18 protein-coding genes are annotated in these 22,971 nt (G+C 72.6%); 12 read left to right on the top strand and 6 right to left on the bottom strand.

Annotated features, from left to right (window positions below; genetic code table 11):
- Positions 1–599: 599 nt before the first annotated feature.
- Positions 600–3,068, top strand: coding sequence for an excinuclease ABC subunit UvrA (gene uvrA / locus ITX44_RS17470; protein ID WP_205358156.1), 2,469 nt, complete (start codon positions 600–602; stop codon positions 3,066–3,068).
- Between the two features lie 383 nt (positions 3,069–3,451).
- Positions 3,452–4,492: an alpha/beta hydrolase gene (locus tag ITX44_RS17465; protein ID WP_307795324.1), complete on the top strand. Its 1,041-nt coding sequence runs from the start codon at positions 3,452–3,454 to the stop codon at positions 4,490–4,492.
- Between the two features lie 4 nt (positions 4,493–4,496).
- On the opposite strand, the gene ITX44_RS17460 is transcribed toward ITX44_RS17465, so the two are convergent.
- Positions 4,497–4,973, bottom strand: a complete 477-nt coding sequence (locus tag ITX44_RS17460) for a MarR family winged helix-turn-helix transcriptional regulator (RefSeq protein ID WP_205358155.1) — start codon at positions 4,971–4,973, stop codon at positions 4,497–4,499.
- A gap of 71 nt (positions 4,974–5,044) precedes the next feature.
- Here ITX44_RS17460 and ITX44_RS17455 point away from each other — a divergent pair, with 71 nt between their 5' ends.
- A complete protein-coding gene (locus tag ITX44_RS17455) occupies positions 5,045–5,950 on the top strand; it encodes an alpha/beta hydrolase (RefSeq protein ID WP_205358154.1) in 906 nt (301 codons plus the stop codon).
- A gap of 42 nt (positions 5,951–5,992) precedes the next feature.
- On the opposite strand, the gene ITX44_RS17450 is transcribed toward ITX44_RS17455, so the two are convergent.
- The gene (locus tag ITX44_RS17450) at positions 5,993–6,523 is read right to left on the bottom strand and encodes a hypothetical protein (protein ID WP_205358153.1); all 531 of its coding nucleotides are present in this window, start codon (positions 6,521–6,523) and stop codon (positions 5,993–5,995) included.
- Between the two features lie 234 nt (positions 6,524–6,757).
- Between ITX44_RS17450 and ITX44_RS17445 the strand changes: the two genes are divergently transcribed.
- Positions 6,758–7,312: an HAD domain-containing protein gene (locus ITX44_RS17445; RefSeq protein ID WP_205358152.1), complete on the top strand. Its 555-nt coding sequence runs from the start codon at positions 6,758–6,760 to the stop codon at positions 7,310–7,312.
- Positions 7,313–7,322: 10 nt separating this feature from the next.
- On the opposite strand, the gene ITX44_RS17440 is transcribed toward ITX44_RS17445, so the two are convergent.
- A complete protein-coding gene (locus ITX44_RS17440; protein ID WP_205358151.1) occupies positions 7,323–7,943 on the bottom strand; it encodes a TetR/AcrR family transcriptional regulator in 621 nt (206 codons plus the stop codon).
- Positions 7,944–8,044: 101 nt separating this feature from the next.
- Between ITX44_RS17440 and ITX44_RS17435 the strand changes: the two genes are divergently transcribed.
- The 3 genes from ITX44_RS17435 (at position 8,045) to ITX44_RS17425 (ending at position 11,906) form a co-directional block, all read left to right on the top strand.
- Complete coding sequence (locus tag ITX44_RS17435) at positions 8,045–8,839, top strand: SDR family oxidoreductase (protein ID WP_236060789.1); 795 nt, start codon at positions 8,045–8,047, stop codon at positions 8,837–8,839.
- Positions 8,840–9,110: 271 nt separating this feature from the next.
- Positions 9,111–9,554 (top strand): NUDIX hydrolase, encoded by a 444-nt coding sequence (locus ITX44_RS17430; RefSeq protein WP_205358150.1) that lies wholly within the window; start codon positions 9,111–9,113, stop codon positions 9,552–9,554.
- A gap of 198 nt (positions 9,555–9,752) precedes the next feature.
- On the top strand, positions 9,753–11,906 hold the full coding sequence (locus tag ITX44_RS17425) for a SpoIIE family protein phosphatase (RefSeq protein ID WP_205358149.1): 2,154 nt from the start codon (positions 9,753–9,755) through the stop codon (positions 11,904–11,906).
- Positions 11,907–12,244: 338 nt separating this feature from the next.
- On the opposite strand, the gene ITX44_RS17420 is transcribed toward ITX44_RS17425, so the two are convergent.
- Positions 12,245–12,391, bottom strand: coding sequence for a hypothetical protein (locus ITX44_RS17420; RefSeq protein WP_205358148.1), 147 nt, complete (start codon positions 12,389–12,391; stop codon positions 12,245–12,247).
- 158 nt (positions 12,392–12,549) lie between these two features.
- Here ITX44_RS17420 and ITX44_RS17415 point away from each other — a divergent pair, with 158 nt between their 5' ends.
- Positions 12,550–16,224, top strand: a complete 3,675-nt coding sequence (locus tag ITX44_RS17415; RefSeq protein ID WP_307795323.1) for a Kelch repeat-containing protein — start codon at positions 12,550–12,552, stop codon at positions 16,222–16,224.
- A 178-nt stretch (positions 16,225–16,402) separates the two neighbouring features.
- Here ITX44_RS17415 and ITX44_RS17410 read toward each other — a convergent pair whose 3' ends face one another.
- Positions 16,403–17,023 carry a CGNR zinc finger domain-containing protein gene (locus ITX44_RS17410; protein ID WP_236060788.1) on the bottom strand — a complete coding sequence of 207 codons (621 nt, stop codon included), beginning with the start codon at positions 17,021–17,023 and terminating at the stop codon, positions 16,403–16,405.
- 125 nt (positions 17,024–17,148) lie between these two features.
- On the opposite strand from ITX44_RS17410, the gene ITX44_RS17405 reads away from it, so the two are divergent.
- On the top strand, positions 17,149–17,697 hold the full coding sequence (locus ITX44_RS17405; RefSeq protein WP_205358147.1) for a carboxymuconolactone decarboxylase family protein: 549 nt from the start codon (positions 17,149–17,151) through the stop codon (positions 17,695–17,697).
- 228 nt (positions 17,698–17,925) lie between these two features.
- Positions 17,926–18,702 (top strand): SDR family NAD(P)-dependent oxidoreductase, encoded by a 777-nt coding sequence (locus ITX44_RS17400; protein ID WP_205358146.1) that lies wholly within the window; start codon positions 17,926–17,928, stop codon positions 18,700–18,702.
- A gap of 43 nt (positions 18,703–18,745) precedes the next feature.
- Here the strand turns inward: ITX44_RS17400 and ITX44_RS17395 are convergent, their stop codons facing one another.
- On the bottom strand, positions 18,746–19,609 hold the full coding sequence (locus tag ITX44_RS17395; RefSeq protein ID WP_205358145.1) for an NmrA family NAD(P)-binding protein: 864 nt from the start codon (positions 19,607–19,609) through the stop codon (positions 18,746–18,748).
- Between the two features lie 112 nt (positions 19,610–19,721).
- Between ITX44_RS17395 and ITX44_RS17390 the strand changes: the two genes are divergently transcribed.
- Together ITX44_RS17390 and ITX44_RS17385 are read left to right on the top strand one after the other, a co-directional pair.
- Positions 19,722–20,468: a TetR/AcrR family transcriptional regulator gene (locus ITX44_RS17390; RefSeq protein ID WP_205358144.1), complete on the top strand. Its 747-nt coding sequence runs from the start codon at positions 19,722–19,724 to the stop codon at positions 20,466–20,468.
- A 327-nt stretch (positions 20,469–20,795) separates the two neighbouring features.
- Positions 20,796–22,889: a ricin-type beta-trefoil lectin domain protein gene (locus tag ITX44_RS17385; RefSeq protein WP_205358143.1), complete on the top strand. Its 2,094-nt coding sequence runs from the start codon at positions 20,796–20,798 to the stop codon at positions 22,887–22,889.
- The last annotated feature ends 82 nt before the right edge of the window (positions 22,890–22,971 follow it).

Raw genomic sequence — 22,971 nt, 5'->3', positions numbered from 1 at the left:
GGCCTCAGGTTGGCTCTGGCCATGAGCACCTTGTCGGGGCTGTGGAGGGCGAACTCCATCCAGTCCACGCACGCTCACGCCCTCACTGTCCATTTCGACGCCGGTCGCCCCCCGGCAGTCCCGCGGCGACGGACTCCGCACGCTCGCCGGACCGCCCGGTCGGCGCGACGGAGGCTCCCGTGCTCGAAGTCAGACGCGGCGGCTGTCGTGGCCCGTCCGGGTGACACGCCCGAGGTCGTACCGGTGCCTCGATCCCGAGCCTGGGGAGTACCTGCACTGCTGGGTGACGAGCCTGCCGTGGAGCGAAGACGGCATGGCGGTCTGGGAGGCCGACGGGATCTTCTTCGCCGCCGGGCACAACCTGTTCAAGCAGGCACCTCGGCTGGGGCGGGCGTTGGCCGGCGCGGCCTTGGGCGACGGGCTCGAGGAGGACCTGCGTCCGGCGGCAGCATTCGGCCGGCCCGCTGAACGCCCCAGGAGTCGGCGCGCAGCCCGCCTGCGCCGGCGGGGCACCGGTGAGGGGCGCCGGAGCCGGTACGACGGGGCCTGGTGGCGGTGCCTGTCGCGCGGTTTCCGGCGCGATGAGGTAGGCAGGAACGGTGAGCAAGGACTCGATCGACGCGTTCGTGCGTGTCCGGGGCGCCGCTGAGAACAACCTGCGGAACATCGATGTCGACGTTCCGCGGGACGCGATGGTCGCCTTCACCGGCGTCTCCGGTTCGGGCAAGTCCTCGCTCGCGTTCGGCACGCTCTACGCGGAGGCCCAGCGGCGCTACTTCGAGTCCGTGGCACCGTACGCCCGACGGCTGCTGCAACAGGTCGGCGCACCGCACGTGCAGGAGATCACCGGACTGCCACCCGCCGTGGCCCTGCAGCAGCGACGCGGGTCGCCCAGCTCGCGCTCGACGGTCGGCACCATCACCACGCTGTCCAATCTGCTGCGCATGCTGTACTCCCGCGCCGGTACCTATCCGCCCGGGGCCGACCGGCTGGAAGCCGAGTCGTTCTCGCCCAACACCGCGGCCGGCGCCTGCCCGCAGTGCCACGGGCTGGGCGTCGTGCACGACGTCGCCGAGGACCTGCTCGTCCCCGACCCGTCGCTGAGCATCCGCGAGGGGGCGATCGCCGCCTGGCCGGGTGCCTGGCAGGGCGCCAACCTGCGCAGTGTCGTGAGCGGCCTGGGGATCGACATCGACCGGCCGTGGCGCAGGCTCAGGAAGAAGGACCGGGACTGGCTGCTGTACACCGACGAGCAGCCCTCGGTGTACATCGAGCCGGAGGAAGACCGCGTCGACTACGGCTACCAGGGCAGGTTCTGGAGCGCCCGCAAGCACGTCATGCACGTCCTCGCCGACTCCAAGAGCGAGAAGATGCGCGACCGGGCGCTCCGGTTCGTCAGGAGTGTGCCCTGCCCCGTATGCCACGGCAGCGGACTGCGGCCCGAGGCGCTTGCCGTGACCTTCGCCGGACGCTCCATCGCCGGGATCAACGCGATGCCGCTCACCGAGGTCGTGGCGCTGCTGCGGCCCGTCGCGGGGCGGTCCGAGGCCGACGCCACCACGTCGACCGCCCGGTCCGGGGAGACGACCGAGGTCGCGGTCCGGATCTGCGGCGACCTGGTCGCGCGGGTCGACGTCCTGCTCGACCTGGGCCTGGGGTATCTCAGCCTCGGGCGCCGCTCGACGACCCTGTCGCCCGGCGAGGCACAACGCCTGCGGATCGCCACCCAGTTGCGCTCGGGGCTGTTCGGCGTGGTCTACGTCCTCGACGAACCCTCCGCGGGCCTGCACCCGGCGGACGCGGAACCGCTGCTGGACGTGCTGGACCGCCTGAAGGCGGTGGGCAACTCGCTGTTCGTCGTGGAGCACGACATGGACGTCGTACGGCGGGCGGACTGGGTGGTCGACATCGGCCCCGGCGCGGGCGAGGGCGGCGGACGCGTGCTGTACAGCGGCCCGATCGCCGGTCTGGAGCAGGTCGAGGAGTCGGCCACCGGCCAGTACCTGTTCGGGCGCGCCCGGCCGCTCGGCCATCGCCCGCGCACACCGCACGGCTGGCTGCGCCTGCGCGGCGTCTCCCGCCACAATCTGCACGAGGTGTCCGTGGATGTGCCGCTGTGCGTACTGACGGCGGTGACGGGCGTGTCCGGTTCCGGAAAGTCGACGCTGGTGACGCAGGTGCTCGCCGAGGTCGTCCGCGGCCACCTCGGGCTCGTGCCCGAGGAGCCCGAGGAGGCGCAGCTGGAGGTCGACGTCCAGGACGCGTCGGGGGTCGAGTCGTTCGACCGGCTGGTCCGGGTCGACCAACGGCCCATCGGCCGGACCCCCCGGTCCAACCTGGCGACGTACACGGGGATGTTCGACGCGGTGCGCAAGCTGTACGCGGCGACGGACGAGGCCGGGGCGCGTGGCTACTCGGCCGGGCGGTTCTCCTTCAACGTGCCCGAAGGGCGGTGCCAGACCTGCCAGGGCGAAGGATTCGTCGCGGTGGAACTGCTGTTCCTGCCCGGCACCTACGCCCCGTGCCCGACCTGCCAGGGCGCCCGGTACAACGCCGAGACGCTGGAAGTCACCTACCGCGGCAAGAACATCGCTGAGGTGCTGGCAATGTCCGTCGACGCCGCCGCCACGTTCCTGTCCGGCGTCCCGGCCGCCTCCCGCAGCCTGGAGACGTTGCGCGAGGTAGGACTGGGGTACCTGCGTCTGGGTCAACCCGCCACGGAACTCAGCGGTGGTGAGGCGCAACGCATCAAACTGGCCACCGAACTGCAGCGGGCCCGCCGCGGGCACGCGCTCTACCTGCTCGACGAGCCCACGGCGGGGCTGCACCCCTCGGACATCGCCCTGCTGCTGCGCCAGCTGCACCGGCTCGTCGACGCCGGCAACACGGTCGTCCTCGTCGAGCACGACCTGGACACGATCGCCACCGCCGACTGGGTCATCGACCTCGGGCCGGGTGGCGGCGACGCGGGCGGCCGGGTGGTCGCGGCGGGACCGCCGTCCGAGGTGGCCAGGTCCCGCCGCAGCGCCACCGCGCCCTACCTCGCGGCCCGCCTCGCCCGCTCCTGACGACGACGCGAAGGGCAGACGCAGCGCTCGCTGCCGGGCTACCCGCCGGAGACCGGGGTGCCTGCCCGGGCGAACCGCTCGACGATGGCGGCGCAGAAGGCCGGAGGGCTCAGGTCGCTCGCAGCCATGGTGTTGACGTGCAGGCTTCCCCCTTCGAGTCCTCCCTTTACCGCTGCGGATGCGCGCGCGTTCCTTGCGCTGGGCGGCGAGAACGTCGGGTCAGCGGGCCGGCCCGCGCCCGTTCGCCCGTCGCCAATCCTCCCGACCGTCAGCCATGACCAGTACCGTCCGTGGTTTGCTGAGGCCGTGACCTCCCTGACATCGATACCCGGCGTGCCCGCCGTATCGCGAGGCTGTCCGTTCGGCCGCCGGGGCGGTGCCGCGTGACCGGGCGCCGGGACCCGCTGACCGACAAAGTGGTCGCCGGGCCGACGGCCCCGCCGTACGACGTCGAACTGGGCGCGGCCTTGGCGGCTCTGGGTGACCTGACGGCGGAGCGGCTCACTCCGGGGAATCTCGGCGCCCAGCGGGAACGGGACGCCGCGAGCCGGCCCCGGCCCACCGTGGCGGAGTTGCGGGCCGACGGCCGTTTCGCCGTCGAGGAGCTGAGCGTGCCCGGGGGCGAGGGGAGGCCGGACGTCACGCTGGTGCACGCGCGGCCGGCGGACGCCACCGGGCCGCTGCCGGCGCTGTACTACATGCACGGCGGCGGGATGATCATGGGCAACGCCTGGTCCGTCCTGCCGAAGATCCTCCGTGACTGGTCCGGCCCGCTGGGGCTGGCCGTCGTGTCCGTGGAGTACCGGCTGGCGCCGGAAACCCCGTACCCGGGGCCGCTGGAGGACTGCCACGCGGGACTTGTGTGGACTGCGGAGCACGCGGACGAGCTCGGCATCGACGGTGAGCGCGTGATCATCGGGGGCAAGAGCGCCGGCGGCGGGCTCGCCGCGGCCCTCACTCTGCTCAACCGGGACCTCAATCGGGAGCGGGGCGAGGGCCCGGTACCCGTCGGGCAGCTCCTGCAGTGCCCGATGCTCGACGACCGCCTCGACACCCCCTCCGCGCACCGGATGGCCGGCATCGGCCTGTGGGACAGGTCCTCGACGGCCGTTGCCTGGCAGGCGTACCTGGGCGAGCGTTACGGCACCGCGGACCTGTCGCCGTACGCCGCTCCCGCCCGCGCCACCGACCTGAGCGGGCTGCCGCCGACGTACATCGACGTCGGCTCGGCGGAGACCTTCCGCGACGAGAATGTCGCCTACGCCCATGCGATCTGGCAGGCCGGTGGCGACGCCGAACTCCACGTCTGGCCCGGCGCCTTCCACGGCTTCGACTCGGTCGCCCCCGCCGCGGCCCTCACCCGCGCGGCCCGCCACGCCCGGACCCAGTGGCTGAGCCGTACGGTCGAGCGCTCCCGCCGGTAGCCGTTCAGCCCGTGGGTGTGCCGATCTGATCGCGTTCGAGGAAGGAACGCAGCTCCGAGAGGACCTGCGCGGCAGCCCCCAGGGGAAACCCCTTGAGCGCGTCCGCGGTCAGCTCGGCCAGCCGCTCGGCGAAGGTCTCTTCCGCCGCGTCGACCAGGCGCAGGCCGTCGTCGGTCAGTGCCAGCAGTGACGACCGGCGATCCGACGGATTCGGCCGGCGGGCAACCCATCCGTGCCGCTCGAGGCGGTCGGTGCCCTTGCTGATGGCCCCGACACCGGCGGCGAACTCCGCGGCCAGGTCCGCCACTCGGGACCCGGGATGGTCGCGGAGGTAGCGCAGGGCCTCGAACTGCGAGGTGACGATCCCGTGGCGCTCGCGAAGACGGTCGTTGAGGGCGTTGTACAGACGCGTCTCGCACCGGACCAGGTCGGAGAAGAAGCCCGGGAGGTCGACCGTCTCATCGCTCGCTTTGGATGCCACGGCATCTAGTGTACGTTAAATATCGCGGAAGATACTTCCGTGGCATGTACTTGGGACGGGAGAACAGACACATGAGCAAGCAGCAGCGCGACGCACTGAACCGGATGTTCCGCAACCTGCCGTTCAGCATCGAGGGGGACCCCGCCGTGCAGCGCGCCGCCATGGAAGCGGCGCTCACCGCGGCACCGCTGCCCCCGGACGTGACCGTGACCGAGGGCACCCTCGGTGGGATCCCGGTCGTGCAGGTCGACGTCGACGGGGTGGACACCTCTCGAACCCTTCTGCACTTCCACGGCGGGGTCTACGTCCTCGGCTCGGCCCGTTCCAGCGTCGGCCTGGCCGCGGGCCTGGGCCGCCACGCCGGCGTGCGCGTGATCTCGGTGGACTACCGGCTCGCGCCCGAGCAGCCGTATCCCGCGGCCGTCGAGGACGCGCTCGCCGCCTACAAGGGCCTGCTGGCGAACACCGCGGAGTCGCGTATCGCGGTGTCCGGCGAGTCGGCGGGCGGCGGCCTGGCCGCGGCACTCCAACTGCGGCTGAAGGAAGAGGGCTTGGCGCTCCCGGCCGCCTCGGTGCTGCTCTCGCCGTGGACCGACCTCACCTTGAGCGGGCGGAGCCTGACCGGCAAGGCCTCGGTCGACCCCTCCGTGCTCACGGCGGAGGGCCTGAAGACCCGCGCGTACGACTACCTCGGCGGCGCGGACCCGAGGAACCCCGAGATCAGCCCGGTCTTCGGCGACCTGAGCGGCCTGCCGCCGATGCTGATCCAGGTCGGCTCGCACGAGATCCTGCTGGACGACGCCCTGCGACTCGCGGCGACGGCCGCCGCCCATGACGTCGACGTGAAGCTGGAAGTCACCGCCGGTGTGCCCCACGTCTTCCAGGCCTTCGCCGAGGTGCTCGACGAGGGCAAGGCCGCGCTGGCCAGTATCGGCGGATTCCTGCGCGCGCATCTCGCGGACGCGAGCACGGATTAGCGCTTTGGCGTCCCGTCCGACGGTGTCGCGATCCGGCCGCGCTCAGTTGTCGCCGAGGCGCTTGGCCAGGCCGAACGCGACGGCCATGGCGATCCACAAGGTGGTGATCCGCCTCGCGTCGAGGTCGTGCGTCCATACCCTGCACAGGGCGCCGAAGCGGTGGAAGAAGATGTCGGTGACCGAGAGGCTGCCGCCGAACCGGGCGGCCAGGTGGCTTTCGATCAGCGCGGTGCCGTACAGCTGGCCGATGATCACCGCGAAGGCCGCGAGCAGCGTGGCCGCGACCGGGAGCAGGCGGTTGCGCCCGCCGGCCTTGCCGACGGTGATGCCCACCAATACGCCCGCCGCGAGCGGGCCGAAGCCCAACTCGGTGGTTCTGCCGTTGTCATGGGCCAGCGCGCGCAGGAACCCGCCGTAGGCGAGCGCCGCCACGATCGCCACGAGCACGCCCAGTACCAGGGCGAGGGCGCTCCGGTCCCGGGCGACCTGCGGTGGTCCGGAGGGCGCCCAGCCGGCCTGCGGGCCGTAGGGGTTCTGGCCACCGGCCTGCGGCGGCGAGTAATCGGCGCTCACGACATGGACCCCCGAACGGTACGGATGACGGGTACCGCATCACCCCGGCGACGTGGGGGCTGCCGGTGAACAGCGACGCCAGAATGTAGCAGGAGGGTACGACGGGCGGGCAAGCGGCCGAGCCCGCCGCTGATCCCCGGACGTACACATTCGATCGACCGAATGGACGCGCCGAAGAGAACCCTGCCTGGCTACGCTTCTACCGGCACCGATGACGAGCGTGGCGGGGGGATCGTGAGCCGACCACTGCTGTTCCTCGACGTGGACGGGCCGCTCAACCCGTACGCCGCAAAGCCGCAGAGGCGCCCCGACGGCTACATCACGCTCAGGGTGCCCCGGAACAGTGAGACGGCCGAGGAAGAGCGAGCCTCCTTGTCCCGACGGCGGTCGCTGCGGGTGTGGCTCAACCCGGCGCACGGACCGGCCCTGCTGCGGCTCGGCTACGAACTGTGCTGGGCCACCACGTGGATGGCGGAGGCCAACCGGTGGATCGCCCCGGCGCTCGGTCTTCCCGAACTCCCCTTCGTCGACTTCGGCGACGCCTTGTTCCGTGACCGGCCCGACGGGGTGCACTGGAAGACCGCTCCCCTGGTGGATTACGCCGACGGCCGCGCCTTCGCGTGGGTGGACGACGAGCAGAGCGATCGGGATCAGGCGTACGTGACCGGCCACCACCGCGGACCCGCACTGCTGCACCACGTCAACCCGCGGCTCGGCCTGCGCGAGGACGACTTTCGGGATCTTGCCGACTTCGCCGGTTCGTCAGGTAATCCACAGGCCACCGGCTGAGCCCTTGTGCTCAGCTCCCGGACGCCGGATGGAAGGCGCCGGCGGTCGTGGCGAGCGTACGGGCGGTTTCGATCACCGTCTCGCGGCGGCGGACCAGGGCGGCCTGGTGGGTGTCCTCGTCCAGGACCATGCGGCACATCTCCGGCACCGCGAAGTTCCAGGCGATCAGCCCCATGAGGGTGAACAGCAGGTCCTGGCCGGCGCGGACGCGCGCGCCCTCGGGAAGGTGGTCGGCCACACCTGCCTCGACGAGGTCATCCGCCTTGTCGCGGAACGCGGCACGGCGCTCCCGTTCGCCCCCGTCGGGTTCGGCGCCGGCCTCCAGCGCCTCCCACAGCAGCAGCCTGATCAGCTCCGGGTGTTCCCGGTACCAGTCGAAGATCTGCCCGACCGACTCGGCCAGCGCGTCGGGATCGAAGGAGAGGGAGACGCGGACCTCCTCCAGCTTGGCCCGCAGGACGGCGGCGAACAGCTTCTCCTTGCCGCCGTAGTAGAGGTAGATGGCCTGCTTGTTGGCCCTGGCCGCGGTCGCGATCCGGTCGACCCTGGCCCCCGCCAGGCCGCGCTCGGCGAACTCGGCGGCGGCGGCTTCGAAGATCCGCCGTCTGGTGTCCTCCGCATCATAGGGCATGAACGAATTAAACCATCCGGTTGACTCCGGTCGGCTCGGGCGGCAGTATGGAGCCCGGAAGTAAAACAACCAGATGGTTTAATTCATCGGAAGGTTCCCCCTTGAGCACTGCGACTCCCATCCCCGTTCGTTCGCCGCTGACCAGCGCCCTCGCCGGCGCGACCGCTGTCCTGATCGGCGGGAGCTCGGGCATCGGGCTGGCGGCCGGCGTCCTGCTGCGTTCGGTCGGCGCCCGCGTCGTGCTGGTCGGCCGCGACCCGGACCGGCTGGCGGCCGCCGTCTCCCGGGTGCGGAGCGCGGGCCCGGACAGGGACGCCGACGACGCCGTGCTGGCCGTGGCCGGGGACGGCGGGGACGAGCGGGTCCTCGCCGAGGCCTTCGACCGGGCCGGCCAGGTCGATCACGTCTACGTCACCGCGGGCGGCGTCGGGGGCACCGGCCCCGTGACCGAGTTGTCGGTCGACCGGATCCGTACGAGCTTCGACTCCCGCCTCGGTGCGGCCTTCACCGCGGCCCGCACGGCGGCGACCCGGCTGCCCGCGGGCGGCTCGCTCACCTTCAGCTCGGGAATCCTGGTGGTCCGCCCCGCTCCCGGCATGAGCGCCCCGCTGTCGGTCGCCGGCGCCGTCGAGACCCTCACCACGGCGCTCGCCGTGGAACTCGCCCCCGCACGGCTGCGCGTCAACGCCATCCGCTACGGCCGGATCGACACCCCGCTCCTGCGCTCGGTGCCGGGCCACGACACCGACGACGCCATCGCCGCCGCCGGATCCACCACTCCCCTCGGCCGCGTCGGCACCGCCGAGGAAGCCGCCGCCACGGCCCTCTTCCTCATGGCCAACAACTACGTCACCGGCCAGATCATCACCATCGACGGCGGCGAAACCCTCACCTGACCACCACCCCGCCGGGCCAGACTCGTGTCCACCCCGAACGCAGCGTCTGCGAATTGGCCAAATGCCCGCCGGGTAAGGGCTTTGCCGGTGTGTAGCGGCGTCCGGTGCGGGGCGGTCGGAGGCTGCCCGCATGGTGAGGGCGAGCCAATGAGCCGGGCTGGGTGTCGGCGGCGCCACACCATCGGATGGCGCGTGCGGGAATCACCGACGCCGGCGTGGCGGTGCCGATAGCCTCGGGCGTCACCGACGACGACACGACATCACGGGAACCATGAGCGATCAGCCGGCACAGCCCGTTATCGACACGCACGTCATCCTCCGCGACGGCGACAAGATCCTGCTGTCCCAGCGCGGGGGCCCGTACGGATACGGGCGGTGGCACATGCCGTCCGGGAAGCTCGATCCCGGGGAGACGCTGACCGCCTGTGCGGCACGGGAGCTTCGTGAGGAGACCGGCGTCAGCGTCGACCCCGCCGGCCTGCGCCTGGTCCAGGTCGTGCATCACCGCCAGGAAGGCGAGAACCCGCGGATCGGCTTCTTCTTCGAGGCCACCGTCTGGGACGGCGAACCCGTCGACCGGGAGCCGGCCAAGTGCCTGGCGCTGGAGTGGTTCGCCGCCCACGACCTGCCGAGCGACTTCATCGAGTACCCGGCGGCAGGGCTGCGCGGCTACCTGGACTCCCACGGACCGCTCACCGAGCAGGGCTGGACCTGAACCGGGCCGCGTCCCGCACCGCCGGCCTGCATGCCCCTACCGGAATTCGCGTACGTCGTTCACAGCGGCAACCGCCCCTCATTCCCGCACCCCATTCCCGGCTTGCCCCGGCAAAAGCGGCCCCGCACTCCTCTCCGCGCACCCTCACCCGACGCGCAGTAACCTTTTACTGAGCGCGCCGAACTCTGGAGTGTGCCCATGAGTGACGCTGAGCTTCGCACCCTTGACCGTGAGGAGTTGTCCGGGCCCGCGGAGGAGCGGGATTCGGTACTGTCCGTCACCGCGTTGGGGCTGCTGCGTGACCTGGGTGCGTCGGCGGTGGGGGTGTATCTGCTCGTGCCGGAGGCGAACGCGTTGCGGGCCGCCCTGGTGGCCGTTTCCTCGACGGGAATGGGTGCCACGGAGGAGATCCCGTTGACCGACGACATTTTCCCGTCGGCCTATGCGTACCGCACGGGAGAGGTACGTATCGGCTCCTCGAATGACATCCTGGAGCGTTATCCGGGACTTTCGGTGCTGATTCCCTTCACGTACACGGTTGCCGCGGCCCCGCTGCTGCACGGCGACCGCGTCCTGGGCACCGTGACCGCGTACTGGCTCGACGAGCGGGCCGAGGCCGCGATGGACACCGGTCTGCTGGCGCGGGGTACTCACCGGCTGGCCGCGCGGCTGAGCGAGCTGGCCCGGGACGGCGCGTCGCTGGTGCCGCCGCGGATCCCCCGCGTGGTGTCCGGGGCCCCGCCCCGCCGGGGAGCGGCGTCCGCGTCCGTGCTGTTCCACCTGCACCGGCTCGCGGTCCTGCTCAAGGACGCGCCGAGCACGGAGGCCGCCGCCGGGGCCGCGATCGAGCGGATGGTCTCCGGCTTCGGGGCCCGCGCCGCGGCGATCGCGCTGACCGACGCCGACCGACTGGTGGTCGCGGGGTCGTACGGCTGCGCCCGCGAGTACCTCAAGTCCCTCGGCGGAGCGCGGCTGAACAGCTCCTTCCCCGAGGCGTTGGCCCTGGCCCGGTCCCGGCACCTGGTGTACCCGCCGGCCGACCCGCGCACCCGCGACCGCTGGGCCGACGAGGAGGAGGGGCTGCGCTGCTCGTGGCTCATCCTCCCGCTGACCGCCGGCGGCCGGGCGGTGGGCACCTGCTCGCTCGGGTTCACCGGCGCCGGCCTGCTCAAGGAGCCGCTGGCCATGTCCGGCCTGAGCTCGATGCTCAGCCACACCCTGGAGCGCACCAAGCTCAACGGCGCCCGGTACGCGCTCGCCGAGCACCTTCAGGAGGCCCTGCTGCCCCGCAACCTCCCGCAGCCGCCCGGCGTGGTGAGCGTGAACCGGTACCGGCCGGCCGTCGCGGGCATCGAACTGGGCGGCGACTGGTACGACGTGATCGAGTCGGCCGACGGCGGCCTGGGCATGGTGATCGGCGACGTGGAGGGGCACAGCGCCGAAGCCGCCGTCGTGATGGGCCAGTTGCGCAGCGCGGTACGCGCCTATGCGACCGAGGGCCACGGTCCGGCCGACGTGCTGGCACGGACCAATGTCCTGCTGGCCGGCCTGCACACCGGGGTCTTCGCCACCTGCTGCTGCCTGTGGCTCGACCCGGACACCGGGGCCGCGCGGCTGGCCACCGCCGGTCACCCGCTGCCGCTGCTGCGCACGCCCGACGGGGAGTTCCTGCGGACCGGTCCCGTCGCCGGTCCCCCGCTGGGCGTCACCGGCGACGCCACGTACGAGGAGACCCGCCTCACCCTGCCGGTCGGCACCGTGATCGCGCTGTACACGGACGGGCTGGCGGGGCCGGGCGAGGACCTGACGGTGGACGCGTTCGAGGCCGCGCTCAAGCGGTCCGGACCGGAGCTGGAAGGCCTCGCCGATCACCTCGTGGCCGATGCCGACCGGCTGCCGGCCAGGCGGTGCGACGATCGGGCGCTGCTGCTCGTCCGGTACGAGGGCCTGCCACGGCTGGTCGAGCCCAATGTGCACGAACTGCGCATCCACCGCCGCGACATGCAGGGCGCACGGCTGGCCCGGCACCTGCTGCGCGAGTGGCTGGGCGACTGGCGGCTCGCCGAAACCGCCGACGAGGCCGAGTTGTTGATGTCAGAAGTCGTCACCAACGGGATCGTGCACGGGGACAGCGACGTGTCGATCTGCGTGCGCAAGTACCCGGCGTACCTGCGGGTGGAGGTGCGCGACAGCGACCCGCGGCCGGCCCACGCGGTGGCGACCCCCCGCGCCGAGGACCAGGAGGAGGGCGGCCGGGGCCTGCTGATCGTCACCACGCTGGCCGCCGCCTGGGGCAACTCCCCCGCGGGGCGCGGCAAGACCGTGTGGTTCGAGCTCCCGTTGGGCGACTGAACCGGAAGCCGGCCGCGGGCCCGGCCGAACCGCCAGCCGTACTCCCGCCCAACGCCCTGCCCAACTACCCGCCGCAGCAGCGCACTTGTGCACCCCCGAAACACGCCCCCACCACGGCAAGGAACCTGCATGTGCCATTGACATGCCAACATCACACACGCCCTAATGGACTCCCGGTGACCAACATTCACCGTCGCCCCACGTGCGGGTGGGCGGCCTCACCGGATCCATGGGAGCAGCGCGTTGCGCATAGTCAGATCAGCCCGCGCGGCCGGGCGGCGACGGACCTCCGGAACGGTGGCGGCGCTGGCCGTCGCCGCGCTGGCGGTCCTGGGCCTTCAGGCCCCGAACGCCTTGGCCGCGCCGGCACCGACCGCCGCGGGCACCACAGCCACCGGCAGCACAGCCACGGCCGGCACCCCGGCCGACGCCCCCACCGACGCCCCTTCGGGCCCGACCACCGGCACCACCACCGGCACCACCACCGGCCCCGACCACCGGCACCACCACCGGCCCGACCACCGGCACCACCACCGGCACCCCCACCTGGACCCCCGCCTGCGACGCCCCGAAGCCCGGCGACTTCGCCTGCTTCGCGCTGCGCCGCACCGACGTCGCCCCGGCGAAGGGGCTGCGGGCCTTCGTGGCCGCCCCGACCGGTTACGGCCCGGCCGACCTCCAGAGCGCGTACGGCCTTCCCGCCGACGGCGGGGCCGGCCAGACCGTCGCCATCGTCGACGCCTACGACGACCCGAACGCCGAGGCCGACCTGGCCGTCTACCGCAGCCAGTACGGTTTGCCGCCGTGCACCACGGCCAACGGCTGCTTCACCAAGGTCGACCAGCGCGGCGGCACGAACTACCCGATCGCCGACAGCGGCTGGGCGGGCGAGATCTCCCTCGACCTGGACATGGTCTCCGCGACGGCGCCCAACGCCCACATCCTGCTCGTCGAGGGCGACGACTCCAGCGACACGGCGCTCGGCGAATCCGTCGACGAGGCGGTCGCGCTCGGCGCCAAGTACGTGTCCAACTCCTACGGCACGGACTACCGGTTCGGCAGCGGCGAGGACCCGGCCGAGGCCACCGCGCTCGACCCGTACTACAACCACCCCGGCGTCGCGGTCGTCGCCTCCACCGGTGACTACGGGTACGGCGTGGCCTACCCCGCCGCCTCGCAGTACGTGACCTCCGTCGGCGGCACCTCGCTGACGCGCAACCCCGACAGCCCCCGCGGCTGGTCGGAGTCGGCCTGGAACAAGGCCGGTTCGGGCTGCTCGCTGTACGAGCCCAAGCCCGCCTTCCAGCACGACACCGGCTGCGCCAACCGCGCGGACGCCGACGTCTCCGCGGTCGCGGACCCGGCCACCGGCGTCGCGGTCTACCAGACGTACGGCGGCAGCGGCTGGTCGGAATACGGCGGCACCAGCGCGTCGTCCCCGATCATCGCGAGCGTGTACGCGGACTCCGCCACCCCGGTCGCAGGCACGTACCCCAACTCCTACCCGTACGCGGCCGGCACCGGCCTCAACGACGTCACCTCGGGCAGCAACGGCAGTTGCACCCCGGACTACCTGTGCCGGGGCGCCGAGGGCTACGACGGGCCGACCGGCCTCGGCACCCCGAACGGCCTGCAGGCGTTCCGTACCGGACCGCACGGCGTACTGTCCGGCTCCGTCACCGACCGCGCCACCGGCAAGCCCGTCGTCGGCGCCATGGTCAAGACCGGCGTCGACTCCGCGCGCACCGACGCGCAGGGCCACTACTCGCTCACCGTCCCGGCCGGCGGCCACGACGTCACCGTGACCGCGTTCGGCTACGCGACGGGTAGCGCCACGGGCGTCACGATCACCGACGGCGGCACCCTCACCAAGAACTTCACGCTCACGCAGGTGCCCAGCGAGACGGTCTCCGGCACGGTGCGGGACGGCTCCGGCCACGGCTGGCCGCTCTACACGAAGATCACCGTGGACGGCGACCCGAACGCGGTGTGGACCGACCCGGTCACCGGCCGGTACCAGGTGACGCTGCCGCGCGACAGCGACTTCACGCTGCACTTCGCCGCCGACCTGCCCGGCTACGACGAGGTCACCAAGGCCGTCCACGTCGCCGGGGCCCCGGTGACCGCCGCCGTCGCCATGACCGCGAACCCGTGGCGGGCCACCGCCCCCGGCTACGCCGTCCATCTGACCGGCCCCACCGAGACGTTCGACTCCACCACGTCGGCGCCGCAGGGCTGGAGCGTGGTCAACGCGGCGGGCCTCACCAACGGCTGGGCGTTCGACGACCCGGGCAACGAGGGCAACCAGACCGGTGGCCAGGGCGGGTTCGCCATCGTCGACAGCCAACTGGCCGGCGTCAGCGGGCACACGGACTCCGAGCTGATCAGCCCGGTGTACGACTTCACCGGGAAGACCACCCCGGAGCTCGCCTTCGGCACGATGTACACGCTCAACCCGTACCGGCAGACGATCAAGGTGGAGGCCACCGACGACGGCGGCGCCACCTGGACCGACGTCTGGGAGCCGTCCGTGGACGACGGCTACTACGGCGGACCGACCAAGGTCGAGATCCCGCTCACCGCTTACGCCGGCAAGGCGGCCGTGCAGCTCCGCTTCCACTACACGTCGCTGTGGAGCTGGTACTGGGGCATCGACGACGTCTTCGTCGGACAGCGCGACTGGACCCCGACCCCCGGCGGCCTGGTCGTCGGACAGGTGACGGACGCCAACACCGGCCAGGGCGCGGTGGACGCCACCGTCACCGACGACAAGACCCCCTCGGTGCAGGCCAAGACGGTCACCACCCCGGACGACCCGGCCCTCGGCGACGGCTACTACTCGCTGTTCGTCCCCGGCCCCGGCAGGCACGCCCTGTCCGCGGCCAAGAACAACTACGTCACCCGGTCGCAGGACGTGCAGGTCCGCGCGGACAGCACGGTCCAGGCCCGCTACTCCTTGAAGGCCGGCCGGCTGACCGTCACCCCCGGCTCGCTCGACGCGTCCACCCGCTGGGGCGGACACACCGTCAGGACGCTGCGGGTCACCAACACCGGCACCGCCAACGCCATGCTCCTGATCGGTGAGCAGAACGGCGGCACCGCGCGCGCCACGGCCACCGGCGCCGCGCTCCAGCGCGTCCCGGGCAGCTACCCGCTGGGCTTCACCGGGTCCCGGCAGTCCGCGGGCGCCGGTACGGCCGCCGCCGCGCCGGCCGCCGTGCCCTCCGACGACCCGTGGCAGACCGCTCCGGACCTGCCCGAGGTCCGGATGGACAACGTTGCCGACACCTGGAACGGCAAGGTCTACTCGGGCTTCGGCGACACCGGCCTGTCCATCGGCGCCGACTCCAGCAGCAACGAGCTGTACGTCCTGGACCCGGCCGCCGGCAAGTGGACGCAACTGGCCAGCGCCACCGAGGCCCGGCAGGCGCCCGGCCACGGCATCATCGACGGCAAGCTCTACGCCGCCGGTGGCTGGCAGGGTGACGGCACGCCCGATCCCACGCTGGAGATCTACGACATCGCGAGCAACACCTGGTCCAAGGGCGCGCCCGAGCCCAGGCCGCACGCGGGTGCCGGCAGCGCCGTGCTCGACGGGAAGCTCTACCTGATCGGCGGCTGCGACGTCGCCTGCGGGGTCACCGACGCGAGCATGTACGACCCGGCCTCCGACACGTGGCACGCCATCGCCGCGTACCCGGAGCCCGTGTCCTGGACGTCCTGCGCCGGCATCGGCGGCGAGCTCTACTGCGCCGGCGGCGCCACCGACAGCGGCGACGTCAAGCACGCGTACGCCTACAACCCGGCGACCGGCACCTGGTCCGCGCTGCCCGACATGCCGGTCGCGCTGTGGGGTTCGGCCTACGCCGCGGCCAACGGCGAGCTGATGATCTCCAGCGGCATCAGCGACAACGCCCTGACCAACCAGGGCTTCGCCTTCGACCCGCGGACCCGCGCCTGGAGCGCCCTGCCGAACGCCGGCACGGCCACCTACCGCGGCGCCGGCGCGCTCGGCTTCTACAAGCTCGGCGGCTCGACCGGCGGCATCACCCCCAGCACGGTCGTGGAGACCCTGCCGGGGTACGGCGTCGACCCGACCACCGACGTCCCCTGGCTGAGCGAGAGCCGGCACGAGGTGACGCTGCGGCCGGGCGAGAGCACGACCGTCGCGGTCCTCTTCGACGCCGGGGTCCCGCAGATCACCCGCCCCGGTGATTACGCCGCCCGGCTGGTCTTCGGCAGCAGCACGCCGTACGCCCTGCCGGCGGCCCCGGTGACGCTGCACGTGGCGGCGCCGAGCGCCTCCGGTCGGCCGTGAGGAGGCGCTGAGCAAGCGGTGACAAGGCCCTGACCGGGCCATGAGCGGTCGGTGACCCGGCCGCTCCCCGGCGGCGCCTCGCCGGACTCCGCACGGGCCGGTCGTCCCCACCCGGGGGCGGCCGGCCCGTCGGCGTACGGGCGGAAGGCGGCGTACCGGGACGATGCGTGACGCCGGTTCACACGGGGCTGTGCCGGTGGCGCTGGTAGTGGCGGGCGGCGCGGACCCGGTTGCCGCAGGCCGGCGAGCACCATTCGCGCCGGGGGTGGTCCTTGACGAAGTAACGGACGCAGCCGGGGGCCAGGCAGGCCCGCAGCCGCAGGCGGTCGCCATGGGCGAAGACGGCGATCGCCTCCTCGGCGATGGCGGAGATCACGGCGGCGGCCGTCGGTCCACCGGACCGGGTGAGGCGCGTAGGTGAGGCGCCGGCGACCCAGGCCAGCACCGACCACCGCGGGACCGCTCCCGCGGCCTCGTTGACCGTCGCGACGGCGGCGTCGAACTCCGCCGTCGGGGACGCGGTCGGGCGGGGATCGCCGGTGACCTCGGCCGCCAGCACGCGCAGGGCGTCGCGCAGCCGGGCCAGCGGGCGCGCGAGGTGCTCGGTGTCCTCCGCCAGCAGGTCCGCCGGGCCGTCGCCGGCCGTCAGGTCGACCCGGGTGGCGACCGCGCGCAGCCACGCCTCGGTGCCGCCCGGTTCGGCGAGTGAGTCGTACACGCCGTCGCGGTCGGCCCAGATCGTGTTCATCAGCTCCACCGGCAGCGGTTCGCCCAGGAGGAGCGGAGCACGTGTCTTCATGCTTCGACAGTACCTCACCTAACGGTTGGGACTTTTGTCATCCGTTGACATCTCGCGGGGAGCCGTGCCATGGTTCTAACGCTTTCGAGCGGATGCAACCGTTGGAAAAGGAAGGGTCCGTACCCATGACCGGATTCGCTCCCCTCGACCCCGCCACCGCGACCGGCCAGGCCGCCGACCTCCTGGCGGACGTGCAGAAGTCCCTCGGCACCACCCCGAACCTCGCCAAGGTGATGGCCAACAGCCCGGCCCTGCTCAAGGGCTACCTGGCGCTGTCCGGCGCGCTGGCCGACGGCGCCTTGCCCGTCGCGGTCCGCGAGCAGCTGGCGATCGCCACGGCCGAGCACAACGGCTGCGAGTACTGCCTGTCCGCCCACACCTTCCTGGGCGCCACGGTCGCCGAGGTCGACGCGGACGAGCTGGAGCTGGCCCGCGACGCCAAGTCCTCCGACCCGCACGCCCAGGCCCTGCTCGACCTGTCCGACGTCGTCGCCCGCAGCCACGGCCGGGTCGACGACGGCACCCTGCGCGCCGCGCGCGACGCCGGCGCCACCGACGCCGAGATCGGCGAGGTCGTCGGCCACCTGGCGCTCAACACGCTGACCAACTACTTCGCCATCATGGCCGGAATCGCCACCGACTGGCCCCTGGTCGAACCCCGCAGGTGGGTCTGACCCCCACGACTCCGTCGGCCCGGCCCTCCCACGGCCGCCGGGGGCCGGGCCGACGGACCGGACGCCCCCGCGCGGCCGGCCGGGCCGACGGACCGCACGGCCGATGATTCGTCATACCGAACGGGCATCAGACGCGACACGAAGGGTGTTGGACACCTCCCGGCCGGGTTCCGAAGCTGGAAAGCGAGCGGAACCCGCGAACTCGCCGGAAGGAACGAAAGGAACACCATGTCCCGTGTCTTCGTCACCGGATCGGCCGACGGTCTCGGCCTCGCCGCAGCGGAACTGCTGCTCCAGCAGGGGCACCAGGTGGTCGGCCATGCCCGCAGCGAGGAGCGCGCCGACGACGTGCGCGCCGCGCTGCCCGGCATCGAGGACGTACTGGCCGGGGATCTGAGCAGTGCCGCGCAGACCCGCGCCGTCGCCGAACGGGCGAACGCCTCGGGGCGGTTCGACGCGGTGATCCACAACGCGGGCGTCGGCTACCGGGAGCGCCGCAGGATCGCCACCCCCGAAGGCCACGCCCATGTGCTGGCGATCAACGTCCTGGCCCCGTACCTGCTCACCGCACTGATGGAGCGGCCGGCCCGGCTGGTGTACCTCAGCAGCGGCATGCACCGCGGCGGGGACGACTCCTTGGCCGACCTGGACTGGGAGCGCCGGACCTGGGCGGGCGCGCAGGCGTACTCCGACAGCAAGCTCTTCGACACCGCACTCGCCTTCGCCGTCGCCCGCCACTGGCCGGACGTCCTCAGCAACGCGGTCGAGCCGGGCTGGGTCCCCACCAGGATGGGCGGAGCCGGCGCGCCGGACGACCTCTCCCTGGCCCATGTCACGCAGGTGTGGCTCAGCGTCTCCGACGACCCGGCGGCCACGGTGAGCGGGGAGTACTTCTACCACCAGCGGCCGCGCGCGGTGAACTCCTCGGCCCGCTCCGAGGAGTTCCAGGACGGCCTGCTCGCCGAACTCGCCCGGCTCACGGGGGTGAAGCTGCCCATGGGGTGACCGGGGCCCCGCGCTTTCTGTACGGGGCGCTCCCGGCGAACCGTCATGTGCCGGACAGGTGCTCGCGCAGCACCGCGTCCATGGCGAGGGGTTCGCGGCCGAGCAGGCCGGCCAGGGTCGGATCCACGGCGGCGAATTCGCCGGTGCGGGCGGCGGCGAAGACGCCCAGGAGCTGTTCGGCGACCTCGGCGGGAACACCGTGGCCCGCCATGTCCGTCAGGAAATCGTCGTCGGGGGCCGTGGCCCTCGTGACGGGGCGGCCGGTGACCTGCGCCGCGATGCGGGCGATGTCGTCGAAGGTGAGCGCGCTGGACGCGGTCAGGGGCGGCGTCGGGCCGTCGAAGCGGCCCTCGTCGGCCAGCACGGCGGCGGCCGCGTCGGCGAGGTCGGCGGGCGCGGTCCAGCTCACCGGGCCGTCCGCGGGAAGCACGATCCGGCCGTAGTCCAGGGCCGGCCCGAGGAAACGCACCGCGCTGGAGGCGTAGAAGCCGTTGCGCAGTGAGGTGAACGGCACCCCGCAGGTGCGCAGTGCCTCCTCGGTGGCGGCGTGGTCGCGGCAGGCCTCGAAGTGCGACGAGGCGCTCGCGCCCATGTGGCTGGTGTAGAGCACGCGGCGGGCGCCCGCCGCGACGGCCGCGTCGATCGCGGCGCGGTGCTGCCGTACGGCCTCCTCGCCCATCGCGTCGACCGAGACGACGAGCACTTGGGAGGCGCCCTCGAAGGCATGGGCCAGGCCGGCGGGTTCGGTGAAGCTGCCCTGCCGCACCCGCACCCCTCGGTCGGCGAAGGCCTGGGCCTTGCGCGGGTCGCGGACGCTGACGCCGACCCGGTCGGCGGGCACGAGCGTCAGCAGCCGTTCGACGATGCGGCGGCCGAGCTGTCCGGTCGCTCCGGTCACGATGATCATGGTGCACCCCTCACTGCGATCCCGATGTCATTCCCGATCTGTTTCCACTGGAAACACATTCAGAGTAACACCGTTAATAACGTTGGAAGCGCCTACTTGGTATCGTTGGTTCATGGCAGCACGTCCACCCAGCGGCAGCGACCCCGCCGCCGACCCGTCGCAGACCTCGGCCACCGGCCGCGAGCAGACCCGGCAGCGGGTCATCGAGGCCGCCATCGGCCTGCTGGAACGCGAAGGCCGGGACGCGGTCACCACACGCGCGGTCGCGGTCGCGGCGGGCCTGCAGCCACCGGCCATCTACCGGCTGTTCGGCGACAAGGAAGGGCTGCTCGACGCGGTGGCCGAGCACGGCTTCGCCACCTTCCTGGCGGCCAAGCACGTCGACCCCGACCCGCAGGACCCCATCGAGGACCTGCGGGCCGGCTGGGACCTGGCGGTCGAGTTCGGGCTGTCCAACCCGGCCCTCTACACGGTGATGTACAGCGAGCCGGCGCGGGCCGCGTCGGCCGCGTACCAGGCCGGCGCGGCGATCCTGAGGGGCCGCATCCGACGACTCGCCCACGGCGGCTGGCTCCGGGTGAGCGAGGACCTGGCCGCCCTGATCATCCATGCCACGGCGCGCGGCGCGGTGCTCACCTGGCTGTCCGTACCCGCGGACCGGCGCGACCCGGCCCTGCTCACCACGCTGCGGGAGTCCATGGTCGGCGCCGTGACCAACCAGGAACCGGCGGTGCCCGACGCGGGCCCGGCCGGGGCCGCCCGCGCCCTGCGCGCCGCGCTGCCCGAGCAGACGACACTCAGCAGCGGGGAACAGCATCTCCTGGGCGAGTGGCTGGACCGGCTGGCCGCCGAGGGCTGAGCCGGCCCCCGCGATACGGGTCGCGGGGGCCGGACGGCGTTCCGGGGCACCGCCCGGCCGCCGCCGCGCCCGTTCCCCGCTCCCCGCGCACGGGCCGCCAAGTCGCGGAGCCGCCGGGCCGATTCGCGCCTCCTCGCGCAGGAATCCTTGACAGGCACTCGGGCGCGCCGTAGACATCCCCTCGGTAGAGAGCGCTCTCAGAAAGTGCCACCCCCCACGTCCGGCCCGACGCACCGCGTGCGCGACACGGCCTCGCCGCATGCCGCGCACCCGACGCGTCCGGGCCCCGGATCCGCGCAAGCGCTTGCGCGCTGAGAGGACAGCAGCATGCACGTGTTACCGCACAGCGACCGGGGTTCCGGTCGGCGGCCGGGTCCCCACAACCCGGCCGGGAAGCCGGTGCGCGCCGCCGTACGCCTCGGGCGCCGGCCCGCATCGCCCAGGGGCCGTTCGCTCCTGGCCACGCTGGCGCTGCTCGCCGGCACCCTGGCCGGCGCCGTGACGACGACGCTGGCCGTCGCCCCGGCGGCGAGCGCCGACACCGTACCGCCGCCGCCCTCCGGGTGGACGCAGGTGTTCGGCGACGACTTCTCCGGGGCGGCCGGGTCCGCGCCGAAGGCCGACAACTGGTTCTACGACATCGGCACCGGCTACGGGACCGGCGAGATCGAGCAGACCACCAACTCGACGAACAACGTCTATCTCGACGGCAACGGCCACATGGTGATCAAGGCCATCAACAACGGCGGCACCTGGACCTCCGGCCGGATCGAGAGCACGCGATCGGACTTCCAGGCCCCGCCCGGCGGCCAGTTGGAGATGACCGCGTCCATCCAGCAGCCGAACCCCGCGAGCGGCCTGGGCTACTGGCCGGCGTTCTGGGCGCTGGGCTCCACCATGCGCACCGGCGGCGGCTGGCCGCAGTCCGGTGAGATCGACATGATGGAGGACGTGAACGGCCTGAACCAGGCCTCCCAGACCCTGCACGACGGGGCGGGCAGCAGCGGGCACGCGCTCATCGCGTGTCCCGCCGCGGGCTCCACCTGCCAGACCGGCTACCACACGTACTCGGTGATCGTGAACCGGGTGAACACCAGTGCCGAGTACCTGCAGTTCCTGATGGACGGCACCGTGGAGAGCACCATCACGGAGGCGTCGGTCGGCACCGCGGCCTGGCAGCAGGCCATCGACCACGGGTTCTTCATCATCTGGGACCTGGCGATGGGCGGCAACTACCCGGACGGGATCTCCGGCACCAAGACCCCGACCGCGGCCACCACGTCGGGCGCGTCCATGAGCGTCGGGTACGTCGCGGTGTACGAGCAGGGCGGCAACTCCACGCCGACCGGCACCGCCACGGCGACCGGCGCGGTCGGCGGCCTGAACGGGCTGTGCCTGGCCAACCAGAACGCGCTCAACACCGAGGGCAACCCGATCCAGGTGGCCGGCTGCAACAACGGCGCCGGCCAGCAGTGGTCGCCGTACACCGACGGCACCCTGCGCGTGCAGGGCGGCTGCCTGGACGTGGTGAGCGCCGGCAAGACCAGCGGCACCAACGTCGACTGGTACCCGTGCAACGCCACCGCCGCCCAGGGCTGGACCCACCAGGCCAACGGCGAGCTGGTCAACCCCAACTCCGGTCTGTGCCTGACCGATCCGGGCGGCAACACCGGCGCGCGGCTGGACATCGAGACGTGCACCGGGGCGGCCGGCCAGCTGTGGACGCTGCCCACCGGCAGCGGCACCCCGGGCAACACGGTCACCGTCACCGGCCCCGGCAACCAGACCTCCACGGTCGGCACCGCGGCCAGCCTGCAGATCCAGGCCAGTGACTCCGCGTCCGGCCAGGCGCTCACCTACAGCGCCAGCGGCCTGCCCGCGGGGCTGTCCGTCAACGCCTCGACCGGACTGATCTCCGGCACCCCGACGGCGGCGGGCACCTCGAACGTCACCGTGACCGCCAAGGACGGCACCGGCGCCACCGGATCCACCTCGTTCACCTGGACGGTGAACGGCACCGGCGGCACCTGCGGGACCACCAACCTGGCGCTGAACAAGACCGCCACCGCCTCCTCCCAGGAGAACGGCAGCTTCGGCCCGCAGGGCGCGGTCGACGGCAACCTCGGCACCCGCTGGTCGAGCGCCTTCTCCGACCCGCAGTGGCTCCAGGTCGACCTGGGCGCCACCCACTCGATCTGCCAGGTCGTGCTGAACTGGGAGACCGCGTACGGCAAGTCCTTCCAGCTCCAGACGTCCAACGACGGCACCACTTGGACCACGGTCTACTCCACCACCACCGGAACCGGCGGCGTCCAGACCCTGAACGTCGCGGGCAGCGGCCGCTACCTCCGCATGTACGGCACCGCCCGCTCCACCCAGTACGGCTACTCCCTCTGGGAGCTCCAGGCCTTCGGCTCCTGACCGCTCACGTCACACCCGCGGGGGTCGCGCACGGCGGTGCGCGGCCCCTGTGTCGTGTCCGGACGCCGGCGACAGGTGGCGG

Source organism: Actinacidiphila acididurans (assembly GCF_016918855.1).
GTDB lineage: Bacteria > Actinomycetota > Actinomycetes > Streptomycetales > Streptomycetaceae > Actinacidiphila > Actinacidiphila acididurans.
Note: the sequence above shows the minus strand (reverse complement) of the source record. Positions and strands in the feature narration are given on the sequence as shown.

What these genes read in the sequence shown, in the direction of transcription:
- ITX44_RS17455 (WP_205358154.1), top strand. Translation starts at nt 5,045, where the DNA reads ATGAGCAAGCAGCAGCGCGACGCACTGAACCGGATGTTCCGCAACCTG.
- ITX44_RS17440 (WP_205358151.1), bottom strand. Translation starts at nt 7,943, where the DNA reads ATGCCCTATGATGCGGAGGACACCAGACGGCGGATCTTCGAAGCCGCC.
- ITX44_RS17430 (WP_205358150.1), top strand. Translation starts at nt 9,111, where the DNA reads ATGAGCGATCAGCCGGCACAGCCCGTTATCGACACGCACGTCATCCTC.
- ITX44_RS17425 (WP_205358149.1), top strand. Translation starts at nt 9,753, where the DNA reads ATGAGTGACGCTGAGCTTCGCACCCTTGACCGTGAGGAGTTGTCCGGG.
- ITX44_RS17410 (WP_236060788.1), bottom strand. Translation starts at nt 17,023, where the DNA reads ATGAAGACACGTGCTCCGCTCCTCCTGGGCGAACCGCTGCCGGTGGAG.
- ITX44_RS17405 (WP_205358147.1), top strand. Translation starts at nt 17,149, where the DNA reads ATGACCGGATTCGCTCCCCTCGACCCCGCCACCGCGACCGGCCAGGCC.
- ITX44_RS17400 (WP_205358146.1), top strand. Translation starts at nt 17,926, where the DNA reads ATGTCCCGTGTCTTCGTCACCGGATCGGCCGACGGTCTCGGCCTCGCC.
- ITX44_RS17395 (WP_205358145.1), bottom strand. Translation starts at nt 19,609, where the DNA reads ATGATCATCGTGACCGGAGCGACCGGACAGCTCGGCCGCCGCATCGTC.
- ITX44_RS17390 (WP_205358144.1), top strand. Translation starts at nt 19,722, where the DNA reads ATGGCAGCACGTCCACCCAGCGGCAGCGACCCCGCCGCCGACCCGTCG.
- ITX44_RS17385 (WP_205358143.1), top strand. Translation starts at nt 20,796, where the DNA reads ATGCACGTGTTACCGCACAGCGACCGGGGTTCCGGTCGGCGGCCGGGT.